The sequence below is a fragment of the Streptomyces sp. Q2 genome (assembly GCF_056820935.1).
The window spans coordinates 43,260-60,905 of sequence record NZ_JBXEJE010000022.1; the positions used below are offsets into that span (position 1 = coordinate 43,260).

At 72.4% G+C, this 17,646-nt stretch carries 13 protein-coding genes and 1 pseudogene; 6 read left to right on the top strand and 8 right to left on the bottom strand.

Going from position 1 to position 17,646, the window contains the following annotated elements; translation table 11 throughout:
* Window positions 1-16: 16 nt before the first annotated feature.
* From ACWBNA_RS24765 to ACWBNA_RS24775, 3 genes are read left to right on the top strand one after another with little or no spacing between them, the layout of a single operon-like run.
* Complete coding sequence (locus ACWBNA_RS24765) at window positions 17-1,387, top strand: extracellular solute-binding protein (RefSeq protein ID WP_482706702.1); 1,371 nt, start codon at window positions 17-19, stop codon at window positions 1,385-1,387.
* 2 nt (window positions 1,388-1,389) lie between these two features.
* Window positions 1,390-2,409: a carbohydrate ABC transporter permease gene (locus ACWBNA_RS24770; protein WP_482706703.1), complete on the top strand. Its 1,020-nt coding sequence runs from the start codon at window positions 1,390-1,392 to the stop codon at window positions 2,407-2,409.
* A complete protein-coding gene (locus ACWBNA_RS24775; RefSeq protein WP_482706704.1) occupies window positions 2,406-3,290 on the top strand; it encodes a carbohydrate ABC transporter permease in 885 nt (294 codons plus the stop codon). Before ACWBNA_RS24770 ends, ACWBNA_RS24775 begins: the two co-directional genes overlap by 4 nt.
* A 12-nt stretch (window positions 3,291-3,302) precedes the next feature.
* On the opposite strand, the gene ACWBNA_RS24780 is transcribed toward ACWBNA_RS24775, so the two are convergent.
* Both ACWBNA_RS24780 and ACWBNA_RS24785 read right to left on the bottom strand, forming a co-directional pair.
* Window positions 3,303-5,552: a glycoside hydrolase family 3 N-terminal domain-containing protein gene (locus ACWBNA_RS24780; protein WP_482706705.1), complete on the bottom strand. Its 2,250-nt coding sequence runs from the start codon at window positions 5,550-5,552 to the stop codon at window positions 3,303-3,305.
* Entirely contained in the window at window positions 5,549-6,862 is a 1,314-nt protein-coding gene (locus ACWBNA_RS24785) for an N-acetylglucosamine kinase (RefSeq protein ID WP_482706706.1), read from the bottom strand. Before ACWBNA_RS24785 ends, ACWBNA_RS24780 begins: the two co-directional genes overlap by 4 nt.
* Window positions 6,863-6,870: 8 nt before the next feature.
* Between ACWBNA_RS24785 and ACWBNA_RS24790 the strand changes: the two are divergent.
* A pseudogene (locus tag ACWBNA_RS24790) lies at window positions 6,871-8,140 on the top strand (glycoside hydrolase 5 family protein).
* A 13-nt stretch (window positions 8,141-8,153) separates the two neighbouring features.
* On the opposite strand, the gene ACWBNA_RS24795 reads toward ACWBNA_RS24790, so the two are convergent.
* Window positions 8,154-9,629 (bottom strand): glycoside hydrolase family 3 N-terminal domain-containing protein, encoded by a 1,476-nt coding sequence (locus ACWBNA_RS24795; RefSeq protein ID WP_482706707.1) that lies wholly within the window; start codon window positions 9,627-9,629, stop codon window positions 8,154-8,156.
* A gap of 325 nt (window positions 9,630-9,954) precedes the next feature.
* On the opposite strand from ACWBNA_RS24795, the gene ACWBNA_RS24800 reads away from it, so the two are divergent.
* Entirely contained in the window at window positions 9,955-10,950 is a 996-nt protein-coding gene (locus ACWBNA_RS24800; RefSeq protein ID WP_482706708.1) for a lysylphosphatidylglycerol synthase transmembrane domain-containing protein, read from the top strand.
* A gap of 111 nt (window positions 10,951-11,061) precedes the next feature.
* On the opposite strand, the gene ACWBNA_RS24805 is transcribed toward ACWBNA_RS24800, so the two are convergent.
* Complete coding sequence (locus ACWBNA_RS24805; RefSeq protein ID WP_482706709.1) at window positions 11,062-12,123, bottom strand: glycoside hydrolase family 5 protein; 1,062 nt, start codon at window positions 12,121-12,123, stop codon at window positions 11,062-11,064.
* Between the two features lie 208 nt (window positions 12,124-12,331).
* Here ACWBNA_RS24805 and ACWBNA_RS24810 point away from each other — a divergent pair, with 208 nt between their 5' ends.
* Entirely contained in the window at window positions 12,332-13,375 is a 1,044-nt protein-coding gene (locus ACWBNA_RS24810) for a LacI family DNA-binding transcriptional regulator (RefSeq protein ID WP_482706710.1), read from the top strand.
* Window positions 13,376-13,383: 8 nt separating this feature from the next.
* Here ACWBNA_RS24810 and msrB read toward each other — a convergent pair whose 3' ends face one another.
* From msrB to ACWBNA_RS24830, 4 genes are all read right to left on the bottom strand, one after another.
* Window positions 13,384-13,791 (bottom strand): peptide-methionine (R)-S-oxide reductase MsrB, encoded by a 408-nt coding sequence (msrB, locus tag ACWBNA_RS24815; RefSeq protein WP_482706711.1) that lies wholly within the window; start codon window positions 13,789-13,791, stop codon window positions 13,384-13,386.
* A gap of 14 nt (window positions 13,792-13,805) precedes the next feature.
* On the bottom strand, window positions 13,806-15,197 hold the full coding sequence (gene murC, locus ACWBNA_RS24820) for a UDP-N-acetylmuramate--L-alanine ligase (protein WP_482706712.1): 1,392 nt from the start codon (window positions 15,195-15,197) through the stop codon (window positions 13,806-13,808).
* An 80-nt stretch (window positions 15,198-15,277) separates the two neighbouring features.
* Window positions 15,278-15,751, bottom strand: a complete 474-nt coding sequence (locus ACWBNA_RS24825; protein ID WP_482706713.1) for an indole-3-glycerol phosphate synthase — start codon at window positions 15,749-15,751, stop codon at window positions 15,278-15,280.
* Window positions 15,752-15,949: 198 nt separating this feature from the next.
* Window positions 15,950-16,828, bottom strand: a complete 879-nt coding sequence (locus ACWBNA_RS24830; RefSeq protein WP_482706714.1) for a pyrimidine reductase family protein — start codon at window positions 16,826-16,828, stop codon at window positions 15,950-15,952.
* Window positions 16,829-17,646 lie beyond the last annotated feature (818 nt).

Consider the following 17,646-nt stretch of genomic DNA (forward strand, 5'->3'; position numbering starts at 1 on the left):
CAGGAGGGCCCATCACATGCGTGCAAGAAGACTGACCCGCACCCTGACCTGTATCGCCGTTCTGTCGCTGACCGCCGCCGGCTGCGGCCTGTCCGGCAGCTCCGACAGCGGCGACGCCACCGCGGGCGGCTGCAAGGTCGACAAGGGAAACGTCGGGCCGGGGAAGCTCACCGGGGAGGTCAAGGGAAAGATCACCTTCCAGACGACGAACCTGAAGAAGGACTTCGGGGACTTCTTCAACGGAGTGATCAAGGACTTCGAGAAGGCCCACCCCGATGCCTCGGTCAAGTGGATCGACGACCCCGGCGACGCGACCTTCGGCCAGCGCACCGTCGCCGACGCCCAGGCCTGCACCCTGCCGGACGTGCTCAACGTCGACTCCCCCACCGCGACCGCCCTCACCAAGGCCGGCTACCTGCTCAACGTGGGCGTCAAGGACCCGGACGCGGCCAAGCCGTTCGTCCCGGCGTTCTGGAAGTCCAGCCCCATGAAGGACCCCTCGGGCGCCTCGGTGCACACCGTGCTGCCCTGGTACACCGGCGGCGTCCTCCTGACGTACAACACCGACCTGCTGAAGAAGGCCGGCATCGACCCGGCGAAGCCGCCGACGACCATGTTCGGGCTGTTCGCCGACTACGAGAAGGTCGCCAAGGCGGCCGACGGCAAGTACTTCGCGACGATGGCCAACCCGGTCTGGCGGATCCCGGCCGACTGGGACCAGATGAACATCAAGACGCTGTCCGCCGACGGCAAGTCCGCCGTCTTCGCCGACGATCCGCGCACCGTGCAGTGGGTCGAGTGGATGGCCAAGCTGTACAAGGAGGGCGCGATGCCGAAGGACTCGCTGTCCTCCAGCAACGACCCCTCCACGCTCTACAGCCAGGGCAAGGTCGCCTACGGTTCGACGAACCCGAGCTTCGTGCGCTTCGTGAAGCAGAACAGCCCGACGATCTACGCCAAGACCGCCGTCGGCCAGCAGCCCTTCGACGCGCTCGGCCACACCACGGCCGCCCCGCAGTACATCGCGACCGCCGCGACCAGCAAGAACGCCCCCACGGCGCTGGCGTTCGCGGAGTTCCTCACCAACGCCGAGAACCAGACGGCCTGGTGCAAGGACCCGAACGTCGTGATCTTCCCGACGACCTCGGCCTCGCTGGACGACCCGTTCTTCCAGAAGGTCAGCGGTGACGACCCGTTCTCCGAGGCCCGCAAGCTCGTCGCCGAGCAGCTCAAGACGGCCACCGCCTACCAGACCAACATCTCCTCGGCCGTGCAGAACGCCATCGTGGGCCAGGTCCAGCTGGCCATGCAGGGCAAGAAGAGCGCGGCGGACGCCGTGAAGGACGCCCAGGAGAAGGCCGACGAGCTGCTGAAGCAGGCAGGCTGACGGTGACGGTACAGATCACGAAGCCGGCGTCCGTGCCCGGTACGCAGGCTGCGGCCTCCGTACCGGGCCGGGCCCCGTCCCGCATCCGCCGCCTCGCCCGGGCCGTGCTGCCCGGGCCCGCCGCCGGTGCCAACGGCGCGGCCATGTACCGCCGTTGGTGGCTGCCCTGGCTGTGGACCGCTCCCGCGATCGTCTGCGCGGTGGTCTTCGGCGTGTTCCCGTTCCTCAACACCCTCCTGCTGTCGTTCACCGATGCCAAGCCGCTCGGCGGCGCCGCGGGCTTCGTCGGGCTGGACAACTACACGCGGATGCTGGACGACTCCGACTTCTGGCTGGCGACCCGCAACAGCGTCCTGTACGCCCTGATCGTCGTACCGCTGATGGTGCTGCTGCCGCTGCTGCTGGCCGTCCTGGTGGAGAAGAACCTGCCCGGCATCGGCTTCTTCCGCTCCGCCTTCTACACCCCCGTCCTCGCCTCCAGCGTGGTCGTGGGTCTGAGCTGGCAGTGGCTGCTGGCCGACGACGGACTGGTCAACACCTGGCTGGAGAAGGCCCATGTGATCAGGGACGCCGTCCCGTTCCTGTCCGACCCGTGGCTGATCCTGCTGTCCGCGATGGGCCTGACGCTGTGGAAGGGCCTCGGCTGGTACATGGTCTTCTACCTGGCCGCGCTCGGGAACGTACCGAAGGAACTGCACGAGGCGGCGGCCATGGACGGCGCCGGTGCGGTCCGCCGCTTCTGGCACATCACCGTGCCGGGCGTGCGCCAGGCCATGATGCTCGTCGGCACCCTCACCGGCATCGGCTCGCTGCGCGTGTTCACCGAGATCTACATGCTCGGCAGCTCCACCGGCGGCCCCGGCGGCGCCGACCGCACCCTGCCCTTCTACATCCGGGACGTCGGCCTGGACCCGATCACCGGCAACGCCGGTTACGGCTCGGCCGTCAGCGTGGCCCTGTTCCTGCTGACGCTGGGGCTGACCCTGCTGGCGCAGCGCCTGACGAAGGAGGACGAGGCATGACGACGACCGCTGTTCCGGCCAGGCGCCGCCGCCTGATGCCGCGCTGGCGGGACTACGGCCGCCCCCGGGAACTGGTCGTCCGCTACCTGCTGCTGCTCCTCGTGCTCGGCCTGACCGTCGGGCCACTGCTGTGGCAGTTGCTGGCCTCGCTGAAGAGCACCGGTGAGGACGTCTTCGGGTCGAACGCCTCCCTGCTGCCGCAGCACCCGACCCTGCGTGCCTACCGGACGGTCTTCGACCAGGTGCCGGTGGCCACGTACATCACGAACAGCCTGATCGTGGTCGCCCTGTCGGTCACCAGCCAGCTGGTGTTCTCCACCACGGCCGGCTACATGCTCTCCAAGCCGGGCTGGAAGGGGCGCAGGGCGGTCTGGGTCGTGCTCGTCGCCTCCATGATGTTCCCCTTCGAGTCGATCATGGTCTCGCTGTTCCTGAGCATCCGCGACCTGGGCCTCGTCGACCACCTGGCGGGCGTGTGGCTGCCCGGGTTCGTCGGCGCCATCAACGTCCTGCTGATGCGCGGCGCGTTCCTCGCGGTGCCGCGCGAGCTCGAGGACTCGGCCATGCTCGACGGCGCGAACGAGTGGCAGCGCTTCCGGCACCTGTACCTGCCGTCCGCGTGGGGCGCGATCCTGGTGGTCGTCATCAACACCTTCATCAGCGCCTGGGACGACTTCCTCTGGCCGCTGATCGTGCTGCGCTCGGAGAGCAACATGACCCTGACGCTGGGTCTGTCCCGGCTGCAGAGCTCGTCGTTCGGCTACGACCAGCGGATGGTCATGGCCGGTTCGGTGATCTCCGTGGTCCCGGTGCTGGTGCTGTTCGTGATCACGCAGCGGTGGTTCTACCGGGGAGTGTCGGCGGGAGCCGTGAAGCTCTGAGGCCGGCCGGTCTCAGATGGTCACGGTCAGGGGTACGGCGGTCAGCGCGGCCCGGGACGATGCGGCGATCCGGATCTCCAGGGTGCCCGGCAGGACCGCCGTCTCCAGATCGGCACCGACCTGGGCGAGTTGGTCCGTGCCGATCACGAAGCCGACCGGCCGGGACTCCCCCGGTTCCAGGCCGACGGTGGTGAACGCCCGCAGTTCGAGCGTGCGAGGCCAGACGGACGTGCGCAGGCGGCGGGTGTAGAGCTGGACGACCGTGCGGCCCTTCCGCCCGCCGGTGTTGGTGACGTCGACGGTGACGGTCGCCCGGTACAGGCGCGGCGGACCGTACGCGAAGCTCGTGTACGACAGCCCGTGTCCGAAGGAGTAGAGCGGCTCGGCGCTTTCGTCCACGTAGGTGGCGTACTCGATGTCCTTGTGGTTGTAGTACACGGGGAGTTGGGCCGACGATCGCGGGACGGAGACGGGCAGGCGGCCGGTCGGCTCCCGGTGTCCCAGCAGGACCTCGGCGATCGCCTCACCGCCCCACGGCCCCGGATACCAGGCCGTGAGCAGTGCCGCGGCACGCTCCGCCGCCTCGGGAACCGCGTGCGGGCGGCCCTGTACCAGGACGACGACCGTGGGTGTGCCGGTCGCGGTGACGGCGTCCAGCAGGGCGTGCTGGGCCTTCCCCAGCCGCAGTCCGGCGAGGTCGACGCCCTCGCCGCAGGTCATCTCCGAGACGGCTCCCCGAGCCGCGCCGTTGGCCGCGAAGTCGGTGTCGGGGGTACGCGCGCTGCTGCCGCCCAGCACCAGCACGGCCAGGTCGGAGGCGGCGGCCACGGCGACCGCCTCGGGAATGCCGGAGAGGTCGTCGCCGGTGAGGGCGCAGCCGCGGGCGTGACGGATGTCGACGCCGGGCGGGGCGAGGTGCCGCAGTCCGTCGAGGACGCCGGTGCCCGTGCCGGGGCGTTGCGGGGCGGTGTAGTCGCCCGACTGGTGGGCGGCGGTGGCGCAGTGGGGTCCGATGACGGCGATACGGGAGACGTGCGCCGCGACGGGCAGGACACCGCCGTCGTTGTGGAGGAGGGTGACCGCGGCCGCGGCCAGCGTGGTGCTCACCTCCCTGCCGTGGGCCGGGAAGTCCGTCGTCGTGCCGTCCGGTTCGAACAGCCCCAGACGGAACTTCAGCCGCAGGACGCGCGCGACGGCGGTGTCGAGGACCTCCTCGCTCACCAGCCCCCGTTCGACCGCCTCCTCCAGGTGCGTGAACCCCTCGTCCCAAAGGCTCAGGTCCACACCGGAGTTGAGGGCGAGCGCGCCCGCGGACACCGGGTCGCCGGTGATGCGGGCCAGCCGGTCCACGGCCAGGCCGTCCGCCATGACCAGCCCGTCGAAGCCCCAGCGCTCCCGCAACAGCCCGGTCAACAGGGCCCGGTTGCCGGAGCAGGGCATGCCGTCGACCTCGTTGTAGGCGGCCATGACGGCGGCGGCCCCGGCGCGGATGCCGGCCCGGGCGGCGGGGAGGTGGATCTCGTGCAGTTCACGGGGCCCGAGTTCGGACTCGGCGGAGTTGCGGCCGCCGACGGTGGCGCCCTGTCCGGCGAAGTGCTTGAGGACGACGGGGGCCCGGTCGGCGTCGAAGTACTCGGCGGGCTCACCCTGCATTCCCCGCACGAGGGCCTGTGTGAGGCAGGCCGCCAGGTACGGGTCCTCGCCGAAACACTCCTCGGTGCGGCCCCAGCGCGGGTCCCGGGCGATGTCGAGGGCCGAGACCAGGGCGACGTGCCCGCCGCGGGCGCGCAGTTCGGCCGCGGCGTGGGCGGCGACGTGCTCGTACAGCTGGGGGTCCCAGGTGGCGCCGACGGCCAGGTTGACGGGGAGGACCGTGCCGTCGAGCGCCATGTGGCCGTGCGGCATCTCCTCGACGAACAGGGCGGGGATGCCGAGTCGGCTGCGCTCGACGACGTGCCGCTGCACCAGCGCGGTCAGGGCCGCGCCGTCCTGTGCGCCGGGCCCGCCTGTGTGGTCGACGCCGGACCAGGCGTCGGCCCGCTGGAGCCCGTACAGGGCGCCGAGTCCGGCGAAGCGCTCGGTCTCGGCGTACAGGGCGTCGGTCAGTTCGAAGCCGCCGTCGCGGGTGCGGCGGTAGGCGTCCCAGCCGTACATCCGCTGGTTGAGCTGGCCGGCCTTCTCACGCAGGGTCATCCGGGAGAGCAGGTCGCGGACGCGGGCGTCGACGGGGGCGGTGGGGTCGCGGTAGACCATGTCGTTCATGCGCCGCCGCCGTGTGCGAGCCGGGCGAGGGCCACGGCACCCCGGCAGCCGTCGGCCACCCAGTCGAGCGTCAGGCCCAGCGGTGCGAGGCGGCCGGCGAGGAGCGTGGTCAGGGGACCGTCGGGGCCGAGCAGGCCGCCGGTGGCGACCAGCGGTTCGCCGGGCTGCGGATGCAACGCCCTAACGGTCACGGTCAGTTGGTCGGCCGCCTCGCCGAGGATCGCCTCGGCGACCGCGTCCTTGTCCCGCGCCGCGTCGGCCACCAGCGGGGCCAGCCGGGCGAGCCGGATCGGGGGTTCGGCCATGACGGCCGGGAGCAGGTGCATCCGGTAGGCCTCGCGCTGCGGCCGACTCCAGCCGGCCTCACCGCCGAACGGCAACGGGTCGCCCGGCCCGCCGCCGTGGAGCGGGACACCGGCAGGCCCGCTTCCGTGAGTCGGGACACCGGCGGGCCCTCCCCCGTAGGGCGGGACCCGACCCGGCCCGCCACCGTGAGGAGGGACGCCGCCCGCCCCGCCCCCGTGAGGCAGCGCACCGCCCGGCCCGCCGCCGTAGGGCGGGACACCACCCGGCCCACCCCCATGAGGCAGGACACCACCCGGCCCGCCACCGTAGGGCGGGACACCACCCGGCCCACCCCCATGAGGCAGGACACCACCCGCCGCACTGCCGTACGGCAGGACGCTGTCCGGTAGTCCCAGCCTGCGCCCCACGGACCCGGCCAGAGCCGTCGTGGGCCCCCGCCCGTCCGCCATCCGCAGGGCGGCCCGTACCGCCGTACGCCCGATCCAGAAGCCGCTGCCCTCGTCGCCGAGCAGCCAGCCGTCGCCGTCCACGGTGGCCGTGCACCGGCGGCCCGCGATGCGCATGGCGACCGCACCCGTGCCCGCCACCAGGGCGAGACCGTCGGCCGGGGTGCCGGGCGCGGCGGCGAAGGCGGCCTCGATGTCGCTGCAGACGGTGACCGGGCCGGCCGGGATGCCGAGCCGCCGCAGGACGGCGGTGAGGGCCGTCCGGGCGTTGACGTGCCCGGGGTCGTCCGGGGAGGCCGCGGTGGCGCCCGCGAAGCCGCCGGCCACGGACACGACCCGGCCGCGCGCCTCCTGGGGCACCGCCGCGGCGACGGCTTCGGCGAGGTGCTCGGCGAGCTGCGGCATCGGAACGGTCAGGGCGTTGCCCGGCCCGGCGGCGCCCTCGCCCAGCGGGCGGCCGCCGGCCGCGGCGGCGAGCACGACACGGGTACGCGTGCCGCCCGCGTCGAGGCCGACGACGAGCTCGTCGCCATACTTCTGGTTCAAATCATTGCCCATCACTGACTATGGTGGTTGATACATTCGCGCAGGACAAGCCCCGGACCCGAGGAGGATCCCATCCGTACGCTCCGCTTCGGCGTCAACTACACGCCCCGCCGCGGCTGGTTCCACTCGTGGCACGACTTCGACGCCGTGCACACCCGCGAGGACCTGGACCAGATAGCCGGGCTCGGCCTCGACCATGTGCGCGTCTTCCACCTCTGGCCGCTCCTGCAGCCCAACCGCACGCTCATCCGCCCCGCCGCCGTCGACCAGCTGGCGCGGCTCGTCGACCTGGCGGCCGAGGCGGGCCTCGACGTGCTGGTGGACGGCGTGCAGGGCCACCTGTCCAGCTTCGACTTCTACCCGGAGTGGACCCGCAGCTGGCACCAGCGCAACGTGTTCACGGACCCGGAGACCATCGAGGCACAGGCCGCACTCCTGCGCACCCTGGGCCGCGCCCTGGCCGACCGCCCCAACCTGATCGGCCTCCAGCTGGGCAATGAGCTCAACAACCTGGTCGAGCACAACCCGGTGACGGTGGCGGAGGTGGACCACTACCTCGACACCCTGCTGGCCGCCGCCCGCGAGAGCGTGCGCCCCGGTCACCTGGTCACGCACTCCGCGTACGACGCCGCCTGGTACGGCGACGGCCACCCCTTCACCCCCGAGGCCTCCGCCCACAAGGGCGACCTGACCACGGTCCACCCGTGGGTGTTCTCCGGCGACTGCGCCCGCCGCTACGGCGCCCGCTCGCCACAGGTGCGGCATCTCGCCGAGTACGGCACGGAACTGGCCACGGCCTACGCCGAGGACCCGGCCCGGCCGGTCTGGGTCCAGGAGACGGGCGCGCCCGAGCCGCACATCCCGGCCGCCGACGCGCCGGAGTTCGCGCGGGCGACCGTACGGAACGCGGCCGAGTGCGCGACCCTGTGGGGCGTGACGTGGTGGTGCTCCCACGACGTGGACCGCTCCCTGGCCGACTATCCGGAACTCGAGTACACCCTGGGCCTGTTCGACTCGGCCGGCCGCCCCAAGCCGATCGCGGAGGCCCTCGCCGCCACGGTCGCCGAACTGCGGGCGCAGCCGCCGTCTCCCCGGCCGCGTGAGACGGCGCTGGTTCTGGACTGCACACCGGCCACCCGTTCCGTGTCCGGGCCGGGAGGCGCGTACTTCGAGGCGTGGATGCGGCTGCGCACGGAGGGGACGCGCCCGGCGGTCGTACTGGCCTCACGGGCGGACGACGAGGGTTACCTGGCGGCGCGGGGGATCAGGAAGGTCGTACGACTGCCGTAGGCCGTCGGCCCCGTCACACTCCGGCCAGCGCCTCCGCGACCGCCCGCAGGTTCACCTTCCCGCGCCCGTACGAGCACAGGGCGTCGTCCTCCGGCAGTCCGGTGGCCACCCGTACCGCGTCCGGTCGCCGGGTCAGCAGGGCGTCCCGCAGGGCCGCCTGCCAGGGGTGCAGCCCGGCGTCGCAGGTGGCGACGGCCAGGGGCAGGTCCCGGGCCAGGCGCACGATCCCGTCGACGAGGGCGGCCGGGTCGGCGGGCTCCCCGGTGACGCAGGTGCCCGTGGCGGTCGGGTCGACGGCGCGCAGCTCGGTCAGCAGGTCCTCGCCGCCCCAGTTGAGCGCCGGATGCGGCGGCGGGAACAGGTCGACGACATGGGCGCCGCGCACGGGGGCCGGCCCGCTCCGGCTCCGTACGGCCCGGCGCGCCGCCTGAAGCCCCGCCCGCGTGTCCCACGCGGCGACCTCGGTCGCGGGGACGGCGTACCGCTCGGCGAGCCGGCGCACCCGCCCGGCGGCCTCCTCGACCCGCTCCTCCGCCAGGGTCCCGTTGCCCAGCGCTCCGAGCACGGCGTCCCGGCAGCCCAGCGTGACGTCCAGATCCGGTACGGCGACGACGACCTGGTCCGCCCCCGCCGCGAGCGCGATCCGCGCCCCGGCCGCCTCGCCGTAGAGGCCGGCTATCGCCCTCATCTCCAGCGCGTCGCTGACCAGGACGCCCTCGAAGGCGAGTTCGTGCCGGAGCAGATCCCCGAGGATGCGGCGGCTGAGGGTGGCGGGGCGGTTGGCGTCCAGCTCCGGGAAGACGACGTGCGCGCTCATCAGCATCGGCACCCCGGCGGCGATGGCGGCCCGGAAGGGCGCGAGGTCGAGTTCCTCGTACGGCCGCGGATCGACGGCCAGGTCGTGGTGGCTGTCGGTCACGGTTCCGCCGTGCCCGGGGAAGTGCTTGGCGCAGGAGGCGATGCCGCGTGCCTCGGTGGCGGCGATCCAGGCCGCCGTGTGGCGGGACACCAGCTCCGGGTCGGTGCCGAAGGCGCGGGTCCGCACGATCGGGTTGTCCGGCAGGCGCTGGACGTCGGCGACGGGCGCGTACGAGGCGGTGATGCCGAGCGTGGCCAGGTGCCCGGCGAGCGCGTCGGCGCATCGGGCGGTCAGCGCCAGGTCGTCGGCGACACCGAGGGCGAAGGAGCCGGGCACCTCGGGGGCGCCCGCGCTCACGAGGTGCCCGATGCCGCCGCCCTCGTTGTCGATGCCCACGAGGAGGTCGGGGCGCAGGGCCCGCAGGGTGTCGGTGAGCTGCCGCACCTGTTGGGCGTCCCGTACGTTGCGGGTGAACAGGATGACCCCGCCGAGGCCGCGGTCGATCAGCCGTTTCAGGGTGTCGGGGACGGCCGTGGTGCCGTCGAATCCGGCGACCAGACAGCGGTGGGCCGCTTCGTCCAGTTCGACGGGGAGAGCGGTACTGAGGGGCACGCCTTGGGTGTGGCTCACCCAGGAAATCCTCCGGCTCATTCAGCCAAAAGTCAACAGCTGTGTGGATCGATGATTCACTCCCCCGAGGCGCCGGGACTGAGACCAGGACCCACTGGGCACACTCCCTTCCGACGACCACAGGTCCCCGCCCCGTCGGCTCCCGGCCACCACGGCGTCACACCGAACGGGAAAGTCACAGCGGTCCCCACGTGCTCGCCCGCTCTCCTGCTCCGCCCCTCTCGTGCTCTGCCGCTCCGCTGCCGCCCCGCCCCTGCATCGCCTCGGATCCGTCACGCCGCGCGCCGCACCGCACGGGGCGTGACGCGGAAGGACGACGTGCGCCGTGTCTCTGCTCCCGCTCGACGGTCCCCCCGGAACGCGCCCCGCGCCCAGCCGCTCCCCCGCCGCCGCGCGCCTCCTCCCCAAGGTGCTGAGCCTGCTCCCGCTCCTGCTGATCGGGGCGTGGGCGGCGCTCGACTGGCCCACCGTGCACGACGGCGCCGCCCGGCTGGCCACCGCCGACCCCTGGTGGCTGCTGGCAGCGGTGTTCTTCACCTGCCTCGGCTGGGTGGCCGCCGCGTGCGTACGGCAGGGCGCCCTGCCCGACCGGCTTCCGCCGGGGCTGCTGCTCGCGTCGCAGTTCGCCGCCGGTGCCGCGAACCACGTGCTCCCGGCGAGCGTCGGCGCCCACGCGGTCACCCTGCGTTTCCTGCTGGGCCGGGGCGTTCCCCTCCCCAGGGCCGCCGCCTCCCTCGCCCTGTACGCACTGGTCAGACCGATCGCGAAGACGCTCGTCCTCCTGGCGTTCCTCGCGGCCTCCCCCGACCTGCTGCGACTGTCCCAGCTCACCCCCGACCAAGGGACGTTGCTGCTGACCGCCGGTGCCGCGACTCTCGGCCTGGCGGTCCCGGCGCTGCTCGTGACGGTGATACCGCCACTGCGTCGCCCCGCCCTGACCTTCGTCCGCACCGCGCTGACCGACGCGAGGCTCCTGCACACCCGGCCCGCACGGGTCGCCGCCCTCTGGGGCGGGGCCGCCGCCACCCCGCTGCTCCAGGCGAGCGTGATCGCCTCGGTCGGCGCCGCCCTCGGACTGCCGCTGACCTGGACGCAGGTCACCCTCGCGTTCCTCGTCGCCGGCGCGGTCGCCGGGGCCGTCCCCGCGCCGGGCGGCATCGGCCCCGTGGACGCGACCCTGGTCTTCGCCATGGCCGCACTGGGAGCGCCCCTGAGCCTGGCCACGGCGACCGTCATCGGCTACCGCATGGTGACGATCTGGCTGCCGCTGATTCCGGGCGCGCTGGTCCTGTCGGCACTCGTGCATCGCAAGATCCTGTGAACGAACATCCGGGAGCGTCCGGTCCGGACACTCCCGGACGCACCCGCACCTGAACAGCGGGTGACCCCCGCGTCGGGCCGCGGGGGTCACCAAGAGCTGGATCCGGCCCGGTCAGGGCTGCTGGACGGGCTTGCCGCGGCCCCAGGCCCAGGCGAGGCGGTCGGCGCCGGACTGGTTGGTGGTGGCCAGCCAGGGGCGGGCCGTGGTGCCGGTCAGGGTCTGCAGCGAGTAGGTGTCGTCGGTGCGCAGGCCCGGCCAGTAGACGGAGCCCATCTTGAGCTCACGGAAGGTGTCGGTGACGGCCTGGAGGTAGTTGACGAAGTTGTCGTCCGGGGTCGGCACGTTGTAGTTCAGGCCGGTGGTCATCGGGGAGCCGAACTCGTCCGCGACGGTCCGGTTCGCGCAGTCGCCGATGCGCACCTTGAGGTCGGCCACCCACTGGTCGTAGGTCGCGTAGTCCTTCCAGAACCCGTAGTGGTGCAGGGAGAGGTAGGTGCCCTTCAGGCGCGGGTCGGCGCAGACCGAGGTGACGTGGTCGTTGTAGCCGGCGCCGCTGACGAATACCCGGTTGCGGGGGACGGACGGGTAGGTCGCGAGCCACTTCGCGGCGATGTCGGCCCACTCGGTGTCGGTGTAGCCGTGCGGCTCGTTCATCGGCTCGAAGTAGACACGGCTGTCGTTCTTGTAGGCCTTGACGACGGTGTTCCACATGGGCCAGTAGGTGGCCTCGTCGTCGATGAAGCCGTCCTTCTGGGCGCCCGTCCCCTCCCAGTAGGAGACGATGACCTTGAAGCCCTTGTCCGACGCCGCGTCGATGACTGCGCGATACGACTTCCAGTAGGAGCCGTTGACCGTGTACGGGTTGATGGGCAGCCGCACGGTGTTGGCACCGAGGTTCGCTCGGAACGCCGAGATGATCCGGCTCGCCTTGGTGTAGGTCTGGGCGTAGGTGTCGGAGAGCGACAGACCGGACAGGACGACCGGGTCGTCGGCGAAGTTGTCGCGGGGGTCGGCCCAGTTCACGCCCTTGAACTGGGTCGTGTCGGTCTTCGGCGCGGCGGCGGAGGCGGGGCTGCCGGCGAGGGTGGTGCCGCTGATCGCGGCGATCGCGACCGCGACGAAGGCGGTTCGCAGCCGGGGCGTGAAGCGGGCTCGGGTGGGGGTCTTGCGCATCGATGTGCCCTTTCAGGATCACAGATGTTTACGTAAACATGTACGGCAACGTTCGGGGGCCGGCTCTCGGGGTGGGGTCCCGGGACGATGTTTACGTAAACTTGGCGGCGCCGGAATCGTGACATCCGCCCCAGCGGCCGTCAAGGTTTCCCACACGTAACATCCGGTGCGTCGGGCAACAGGCGGACCCGCGTCGAAGGAGGCACCAGTGGTGGAACGGGGCGGCTCGGGTGTGCCCGGCGGGCGTCGCAAGCAGCGCGTCTCCATGGCGGACGTCGCCCAGCTCGCGGGCGTCTCGTCCCAGACGGTCTCACGGGTCTCCAACGGTCATTCCGGAGTGATCCCCTCGACCCGGGAGCAGGTGCTCGCGGCGATGCGCGAGCTGGGCTACCGGCCCAACAGCGCCGCCCGGGCCCTGCGTTACGGCCAGTTCAACACCATCGGCGTGATCCTCTTCAGCCTGTCCTCGACGGGCAACAGCCGTACCGTGGAGGCGATCGCCACGCACGCCGCGGCCGAGGGGTACGCGATCACCCTGATCCCCATCGACGTGCCGACCCAGGACAACGTGCTGGGCGCCTTCACGCGCATGGGCGAGCTGGCCGTCGACGCCGTCGTCGTCATCATGGAGATCCACCTGCTCGACGCCGCCACGGTCCAACTCCCGCCCGGCGTCCATGTCGTGGTCGTGGACTCGGACGCCGGGGACCGCTACAGCGTGGTCGACACGGACCAGGCCGACGGCGCGCGGAAAGCCGTAAGGCATCTGCTCGACCTGGGACATCGGACCGTATGGCATGTGACGGGTCCCGAGACCTCGTTCGCGGGCCAGCGCCGGACCCAGGCCTGGCGCACCGTCCTGGAGGAGGCCGGGCGCCCGGTGCCGCCGCCCCTGCACGGCGACTGGACGGCCGAGTCCGGCTACACGGCCGGCCTCGCGCTCGCCGAGGAACCCGACTGCACCGCGGTGTTCGCCGCCAACGACCAGATGGCCCTGGGCCTGCTGCGCGCCTTCCACGAACGCGGCCGCCACGTCCCCGAGGACGTCAGCGTCGTCGGCTTCGACGACATCCCCGACGCGGCGTTCTTCGTCCCGCCCCTCACCACCGTCCACCAGGACTTCGCCGAGGTGGGCCGCCGCTGCGTACAGGGCGTCCTCCGCCAGATCCGCACGCACGGCGACCCGAAGGCCGGAACCGAACTCGTCCCGACCAGCCTGGTCGTCAGGAGCAGCACGGCAGCGCCACGCTGACCGTCAGGTCACTCCCCCGCGGGGGTCAGCCGCAGCGAGATCGAGTTGATGCAGTACCGCTGGTCCGTGGGTGTCGGGTACCCCTCCCCCTCGAACACGTGCCCGAGATGCGACCCGCACCGCGCACACCGCACCTCGGTCCGCACCATCCCGTGGGACCGGTCCTGGACGAGCTCGACCGCGTCCGTGTCGCGCGGGTCGTAGAAGCTCGGCCAGCCGCAGTGCGACTCGAACTTCGTGGTGGAGGTGAACAGTTCGGCGCCGCAGGCCCGGCAGGAGTAGACACCCTCGGTCTTGGTGTCCGTGTACTCACCGACGAAGGCGGGCTCCGTACCGGCCTGCCGCAGCACGGCGTACTCCGACGGGGTCAGCTCCGCGCGCCACTGCTCGTCCGGCTTCTCGACGTCGTACGACATGTCGGCCAACCCCTCTACTTCTGTGCGAGACGGTCCAGAATCCGCGGGCCGAGGTCCGTCACGTCACCCGCGCCCATGGTGAGAACGAGATCACCGGGCTTCGCCATTCCCGCGACCACCTCCGGCACCGCGCCCTTGTCGTGGACCGGCGTCACGTCCGCGCCCGCGGCCCGCGCCGCCTCGATGATCAGCTCGCTCGTGATGCCCGGGATCGGGTCCTCACGGGCCGGGTAGATGTCCAGGACCACCGACGCGTCCGCGAGCGACAGCGACCGGCCCATCTCCTTGCCGAGCTCCTGCGTCCGGGAGAAGAGGTGGGGCTGGAAGACGACCAGGATGCGGGCGTCACCGGCCGCCGCGCGCATCGCCTCCAGGTCCGCCGTCATCTCCGTCGGGTGGTGGGCGTAGGAGTCGATGACCTGGACACCCGCGGCCTCGCCCTTCAGCTGCAGGCGCCGCTTCACACCGGTATACGCGGCCAGCGCCGGGGCCAGCTCGGCGGCCGGGACGCCCAGCGCCACGCCCGCCACGAGCGCGGCCACCGCGTTGTGCGCGTAGTGACGGCCGGGCACGGAGACCGTGAAGGTGAGCTCCTCGCCGTCCAGGAGGACGGTGACCTCGCTCTTCAGCCCCTGCGCCGTCACGGACAGGACGCGCACGTCGGCGCCCTCGGACTCCCCGTACGTCACAGTCCGCACCGACCCGGCCAGCCGCCGCGTCAGCTCCCGCGCGCCCTCCTGATCCGCCGTGATCACCAGCGTGCCACCGGGCACGATCTTGCCCACGAACGTCTCGAAGGACTCGTAGATCTCGTCCATGGAGGCGTAGTTGGCGTGGTGGTCGAGCTCGACGTTCAGGACGATGGCGACCTCGGGCGCGTACTTGTGGAAGCTGCGGTCCGACTCGTCCGCCTCGGCGACGAAGATCTCGCCCTCGCCGTGCAGGGCGTTGGAGCCGGGCTCGTCCAGGTCGCCGCCGATCGCGTACGACGGCCGCAGGCCCAGCTCCCTCAGCGACACGGCCAGCATCGACGTGGTCGTGGTCTTGCCGTGGGTGCCCGCGACCGCGATCGGACGCAGGCCGTCCATCAGCCGGGCCAGGGCGTCCGAACGGTGGACGACCTCAATCCCCAGCTCGGCCGCCCGGGCCAGCTCCGGGTTGTCGGCCCGGATCGCCGACGAGACGACGACGCAGGTCGCGTCGTCGGCCAGATACTCCGCCGCGTGCCCGATGTGCACGCTCGCGCCCAGCGCGCGCAGCGCCTCGGCGGTCGCGGACTCCTTGGCATCACTGCCCGCCACCTTCGCCCCGCGCTGCGCGAGGATCTTGGCGATCCCCGACATTCCGGCGCCGCCGATGCCGATGAAGTGCGGTCGGTCCATGGCGGTGGGAAGGCCGGGTGCCATGCGTGTCTCCTGGGGTGGTACGGCGAACGTTTCAGGTACCGCAAACCCTATGGCACCCGCGACGGGCCTCGGCTGGAACGTCAGGCCTTGCTGTGCGAGAAGAGCTTGAGCACCGGTACCCCCACCTTGTGCCGCGCCCGCGAGGCCCAGTCCCGGTGGAAGAACTCCTCCACGTAGTGGGGATCGGTCAGCACGATCACCTCGTCCGCGTCGATCTCGCCGACCAGGGACTTGAGCGCGTCCAGCGGATGGTTCTCGATCAGCCGCCCCTCCGCCTCGCTGCCGGCCGCCCGCAGGGCCCGCAGCGACACGTCGAGGGCCTGCTCGCCGGGCCCCCTCGCCTCGTCGCCCTCCGGCACCTCCCGCTCCCGGGCGGCCTCGTCGATCTCGCCGAGTGCGACGTCGTCGATGGCCCTCAGCAGCCGGTCCGCCTGGTCGCCGCGCGGCTGCAGCAGTACGTGGAAGGCGACCGGCTCGTCCCCGTGCAAGGTGGTGACGAACTCCACGTCGGCGGACGTAAGGGCCTTCTCGATCATCAAAACGCTTGTGAACACCAGGCGCCCCTTCTCCTTCGAGGGCCGAGCGCCCTCTCTCCTCCGTGGGCCGTGGAGGCCCTGCGGAAACCATCCTGCCCCGAGATCGCACGGGTACTGCCGGTTTCAGTGTGCCCGTCGAAAGCTAAACGGAACGACATATTCCGCCGATGTCGGAACCAGCGGTTGCGATCGAACGCGTTTCCGGAGCGGCCGGCCTCACGGCCGCCGGTAGCGGCTGAAGAGGAAGCCCTCCTCCTCCAGCAGGGACGCCAGCGCGAACCGATGCGGTACCGCCACCGCGGGTCCGCCGGCGATGCGCTGCGCGTCCCCCGCGGTGAGCATCGGGGCCACGGTCAGACAGAGCTCGTCGAGCACCCCGGCTGCCACCAGCTGGCCGAGCAGCCGCGGGCCGCCCTCCGTGAGCAGGCGGGTGTGACCGAGCTCAGCGAGGGCCCGTACGGCGCGGGCGGGCTCGACTCCGACGCCGTCACCGGCGACGACCACCCGGGCGCCCGCCTTCTCGGCCGCCGCGATCCGGTCCGGGGCCGCGGCGGCGCCCGTGAGGATCAGGGTGGGCACCAGGGGCGAGGTGAACAGCGGAAGACTGAAGTCCAGGTTCAGGCTGGCACTGACCACCGCGATCGCGGGGACGGGCCCCTGCCCGGCCGCCTCCCGCATCTCCGCGAACTCCTCACGCGCGCGTGCTGGCCGGTACCCCTCCTGGCGTACCGTTTCCGCGCCGGCGATCACCACGTCCGCGAGGGCCCGCAGGGTGCCGAAGATCCGCATGTCCGCGGCGCTGGAAATGGGCTGCGACCGGCCGTCGTGCTGGGCGGCCCCGTCGAGCGTGGAGACCATGTTGGCCCGCAGCCAGGCCCCCGGCCCACCGGAACCGGCTCCGGTCGCGCCCTGGGCCCCGAGCTCGGGATACGCATAGGCGGCGGCCAGCTCGGCCAGGCTCCATTCCCGGTCCACGAGATGAGCGCGTCCGACGCCACCGGCGCCTTCAGGAACACCCCCCACCCCCTCCCCAGCAGGAGCCTCACCCGGGTTCCGGGCCACTGTTTCGTCGGTCACAGGGAACAGGCGTCGCATGCCTTGCAGTGTGGCACGGACACAGCGGCCTCCCCGGGGCCGCGGGGGCTGCACGGCTTTCCCCACCTCGCCGCAGGGTCTGCCCACCGGGGCCACGGGGCCGCGGTACGCCACCCCCGGCCTCGCCACAGAGCCTGCCCAGCCCTACCGAGCACCCTCCACCAGAGTCGCGAGGTCCGGCACCCCCTCCCGCCCCACCACAACCGCCCCGAGCACCACCCACCCGACCGCCCACACCCACCCAGCCACTCCAGCCCGGGCCGCGAGGCCCGGCACCCAGCCCGCCCCACCACAGCCTCACCACAGCCGCCCCGGGCCTCACCACGACCGCCCCGAGCACCACCCACCCGACCGCCCACGCCCACCCAGCCACTCCCGCCCGTGCCCCGGGGCCGCACACCACCCGCCCCACCACAGCCTCACCACAGCCGCCCCGGGCCTCACCACGACCGCCCCGAGCACCACCCACCCGACCGCCCACGCCCACCCAGCCACTCCCGCCCGTGCCCCGGGGCCGCACACCACCCGCCCCACCACAGCCTCACCACAGCCGCCCCGGGCCTCACCACGACCGCCCCGAGCACCACCCACCCGACCGCCCACGCCCACCCAGCCACTCCCGCCCGTGCCCCGGGGCCGCACACCACCCGCCCCACCACAGCCACCCCAACCCGCCCACCCGGACCTACCAGCCGGCTCCCGCCGAGATCGCGGGGATCCCGGCACGCCCCCGCCTCGCCACCATCGCCACCACAGCACCGACCCACCCGACCTGGTCCAGTCCCACCCAGCCGCTCCCGCCCAGGCCGCGGGGGTCC

Excerpts from the sequence above, each read along its gene's own strand:
- ACWBNA_RS24780 (WP_482706705.1), bottom strand. The coding sequence starts at position 5,552 with ATGAACGACATGGTCTACCGCGACCCCACCGCCCCCGTCGACGCCCGC.
- ACWBNA_RS24785 (WP_482706706.1), bottom strand. The coding sequence starts at position 6,862 with ATGGGCAATGATTTGAACCAGAAGTATGGCGACGAGCTCGTCGTCGGC.
- msrB (WP_482706711.1), bottom strand. The coding sequence starts at position 13,791 with ATGTCGTACGACGTCGAGAAGCCGGACGAGCAGTGGCGCGCGGAGCTG.
- ACWBNA_RS24775 (WP_482706704.1), top strand. The coding sequence starts at position 2,406 with ATGACGACGACCGCTGTTCCGGCCAGGCGCCGCCGCCTGATGCCGCGC.
- murC (WP_482706712.1), bottom strand. The coding sequence starts at position 15,197 with ATGGCACCCGGCCTTCCCACCGCCATGGACCGACCGCACTTCATCGGC.
- ACWBNA_RS24805 (WP_482706709.1), bottom strand. The coding sequence starts at position 12,123 with ATGCGCAAGACCCCCACCCGAGCCCGCTTCACGCCCCGGCTGCGAACC.
- ACWBNA_RS24765 (WP_482706702.1), top strand. The coding sequence starts at position 17 with ATGCGTGCAAGAAGACTGACCCGCACCCTGACCTGTATCGCCGTTCTG.
- ACWBNA_RS24830 (WP_482706714.1), bottom strand. The coding sequence starts at position 16,828 with ATGCGACGCCTGTTCCCTGTGACCGACGAAACAGTGGCCCGGAACCCG.